The sequence below is a fragment of the Xenorhabdus thuongxuanensis genome (genome assembly GCF_001908095.1).
GTDB classification, from domain to species: Bacteria; Pseudomonadota; Gammaproteobacteria; order Enterobacterales; family Enterobacteriaceae; genus Xenorhabdus; species Xenorhabdus thuongxuanensis.
This window is the reverse complement of sequence record NZ_MKGR01000007.1, coordinates 91,989-95,067: the sequence shown is the minus strand read 5'-3', so window position 1 is coordinate 95,067 and position 3,079 is coordinate 91,989. Positions and strand designations below refer to the sequence as shown.

At 38.7% G+C, this 3,079-nt stretch carries 4 protein-coding genes; all 4 read left to right on the top strand.

Annotation, left to right across the window (positions count from 1 at the left end; translation table 11 throughout):
* The first annotated feature begins 269 nt into the window (after positions 1–269).
* The 4 genes from ftnA (at position 270) to Xentx_RS06715 (ending at position 2,820) form a co-directional block, all read left to right on the top strand.
* Positions 270–776: a non-heme ferritin gene (ftnA, locus tag Xentx_RS06730; RefSeq protein WP_074019498.1), complete on the top strand. Its 507-nt coding sequence runs from the start codon at positions 270–272 to the stop codon at positions 774–776.
* Between the two features lie 298 nt (positions 777–1,074).
* Positions 1,075–1,461: a copper homeostasis periplasmic binding protein CopC gene (copC, locus tag Xentx_RS06725; protein ID WP_074019497.1), complete on the top strand. Its 387-nt coding sequence runs from the start codon at positions 1,075–1,077 to the stop codon at positions 1,459–1,461.
* Positions 1,461–2,384, top strand: a complete 924-nt coding sequence (gene copD / locus Xentx_RS06720) for a copper homeostasis membrane protein CopD (protein ID WP_074019496.1) — start codon at positions 1,461–1,463, stop codon at positions 2,382–2,384. Before copC ends, copD begins: the two co-directional genes overlap by 1 nt.
* Before the next feature lie 85 nt (positions 2,385–2,469).
* Positions 2,470–2,820, top strand: a complete 351-nt coding sequence (locus tag Xentx_RS06715; protein ID WP_074019495.1) for a YebY family protein — start codon at positions 2,470–2,472, stop codon at positions 2,818–2,820.
* The last annotated feature ends 259 nt before the right edge of the window (positions 2,821–3,079 follow it).

The following is a 3,079-nucleotide window of genomic DNA, read 5'->3' as shown; positions in this document are numbered from 1 at the left end:
AAAAAGAAAAATAGGTTGCCCACTTGCATTGAGTCGGTGTCCATATATGGTTTTATGTTTAAGAAGCTAACGCATCTTAAACTGGCTAAAGCCATAATATAATAAAATTGATTCTTATTTTCTTATATTTAATGAGATTTATTCTTGTTGATGTTTACGATTAAAATATTACATATCAATATCTTATATATTTTTATTTTGTTTTTGTATTATATGATTTTAATTGGCATAATACGCAGAGTTTAATGAATTATTAGGAGAGTTATCCGATGTTAAAACAAGAAATGATCAAAAAATTAAATGAACAACTGAATTTGGAATTTTATTCTGCAAATTTATATCTGCAAATGAGTGCATGGTGCAGTGATAAGGGATATGAAGGCGCAGCAGCGTTTTTAAAGACTCACTCACAGGAAGAGATGCAACATATGCAACGCTTGTTTGATTATTTGGGTGACACTGGTTCAATGCCTGTATTGGGCGCTATTCAGGCTCCTCCTGTAGAATTCAAGTCTATCTCTGATGTGTTTAACCAGACTTATGAGCATGAAAAATTGATCACAGAAGAGATCAATAAACTTGCCCATGTAGCGATGACGACACAAGACTACTCTACTTTTAATTTCTTGCAGTGGTATGTTGCTGAGCAGCATGAAGAAGAAAAACTGTTCAAATCTATTCTGGACAAACTAGAGATGGTGGGTGAAAGTGGAAAAGCCCTGTTCTTGTTGGATAAAGATCTTAAGGGATTATCTACGGCACCAGCACACGCCTGATTCTTGCATTTTTCAACTTGAGCTTTGCCGGTTATTCTGCCATTTAAGATCTAACTAGGTAGAGAAAATAACCGGATAAATCAATTTCATCTGTTTTTCCATTGTAACTCCTGTTTCTTTGTGTTTTTTTTATGCATTGTAAAATTGGGGTTACGACCTTCCTTTTTTATTCCCATTTTTGCGTAGTGCCTCACAGGTCAGGACATTACTCGTTGATTACCGCAGATTAAACAGATTTTTTGGTATAGAATCTCCCTTCAAGTATAAAAATTCATCTACATATTAAAGGGTTATCTATATGTTCATTCTTAACATCCGTTCATTCTGGACCAAATTATCTGCTCTTGTGGTTCTGTTTGTCGGCATGTCTTGTCAGCAAGCTTTGGCTCATGCACATTTGAAAGATCAGACTCCCGCAGAAAATACAACGGTTGAAATAGCCCCACAAACTATCACCTTGAACTTCTCAGAACATATTGAACTTGGGTTCAGTAAGGTAAAATTGATTGGCCCAGAAAAGACCGTAGTTAAGACAGGTAGATTGGAACTCGATCCTGAAACTAAAACCAAGTTAATCCTGCCAGTTGAAGGCAAACTTGCTACAGGAAAATACAGTGTTGACTGGAGTGTACTCTCTGTCGATGGTCATAAAACAAAAGGCGTTTATAGCTTTACCGTAAGATAATGATCTCTTTAGAGGCGCTATACGTATTCTGCCGTTTCTCTCATTTTGTAGTCGTTATGTTGATGTTCGGCCTTGGCTTATTTACCGTAATGCTTGTTTCTGGGCATTTTTCGATCCTAATGAGAGAAAGGTTAAGAGTTGGAGTGTTAATCAGCACCGTGCTGGCTTTTATAACCTCAATCATCTGGTTTATTGTGCAGGCTGGATTAATGGGGGATGGCTGGCACGATGTTTATGCTCTGGATATCTGGCTAGCTGTCTTGGGAACCTCTTTTGGACAAGTATGGAAATGGCAATTATTGATTGCTGTACTTGCCGTTGGCGGACTGTTCCTTTCTAACATTAAGGTCAGAAATTTCCTGTTATTAGGTTGCTCGACCATTTTACTCTCAAGTCATGCTTTCATTGGACATGCAGCTATGCATGAAGGAAGCATAGGGCTATTACTTCAAGCCAATCAGGTTATTCATTTACTTAGTGCAGGTTACTGGTTTGGTGGATTGTGGCCATTCTTACTGTGTCTGCAATTCTTGCGATTCCGGCAATCAGCAGAAGCAAACTTATCGCCGAATGCGACTAACCTATATGCAGATAGCATAACAGCCATGAGGAAATTCTCTCTTTATGGGCATTTTGCTGTGTTTCTGGTGATTGTGACTGGAATTATGAGTAGTGTGATTCTAATTCCAGGTTGGCCCATTTTCAGTCGTGCTCTGTCTGAATACCAATCCATGCTATGGTTAAAAATAGTTCTGGTTATTGGAATGGTTCTTTTAGCTTTGATTAACCGCTATATTTTAGTTCCCAAATTAAAGCAGAAAAGGAGCTATCAGCAATTGATAATCAATAGCTGGCTGGAAATTATTCTGGGTACAACCGCATTGTTATGCGTAGCGATTTTTGCAACGCAACCTCCTGCGTGATTATTGAATGATTGGTGCAAATCTGGGTACATAAACAGGAAAATTAGCGATAAAATCACGGTATGTATCTATTAGGGGAAAGATAATGAAACGACTATTTTTGGCTCTGCCTCTTTTGCTTCTCTCTTTTCAGGGAGTCGCTGCACCAATAAAAACGATCAGCAAGCTACAGTTTGGCAAACAGTGGGCATTTACTCGCGAAGAGGTCATGCTTGATTGCCGAGCAGATGGCGCGTTGTTTGTGATAAATCCCAGCACATTGATGCAGTATCCCTTGAATGATCGAGCGACACAACTGATGCAAGCCAATAAAGTGATTGCATCATCATTAGATACAATCCTCTTAAATGATCCCGATCATCCAAATCAAAAAATGAGCATTGAGCCATTCCAGAAAGCGGCATTAGCTTTATGTGACCATTCATACAACCGATAATGGTTAAAATTTGGTAAATCATTGTATGTCAACTACGCTTTAGGTAGTAAGTTGTTCTACGTCTCAATGGCAACTTTTAGCGCAAGGCTCTTTGATAGAGCCATTTTTCCCTGGGCCGAGTAGAGGAGTGAACTCGGCCTTTTTTTATTTCTTAGATGTATAGGGTCTGTTGATGTTTTAAGGTCATAATTCATTCAGCCCACATGGGCAACCAGACAATGATAAACGCCAGAGCCAACATACTGGCGTAATTCCGTTC

Coding starts and splice junctions, on each gene's coding strand:
- copD (WP_074019496.1), top strand. CDS start 1,461: ATGATCTCTTTAGAGGCGCTATACGTATTCTGCCGTTTCTCTCATTTT.
- ftnA (WP_074019498.1), top strand. CDS start 270: ATGTTAAAACAAGAAATGATCAAAAAATTAAATGAACAACTGAATTTG.
- copC (WP_074019497.1), top strand. CDS start 1,075: ATGTTCATTCTTAACATCCGTTCATTCTGGACCAAATTATCTGCTCTT.
- Xentx_RS06715 (WP_074019495.1), top strand. CDS start 2,470: ATGAAACGACTATTTTTGGCTCTGCCTCTTTTGCTTCTCTCTTTTCAG.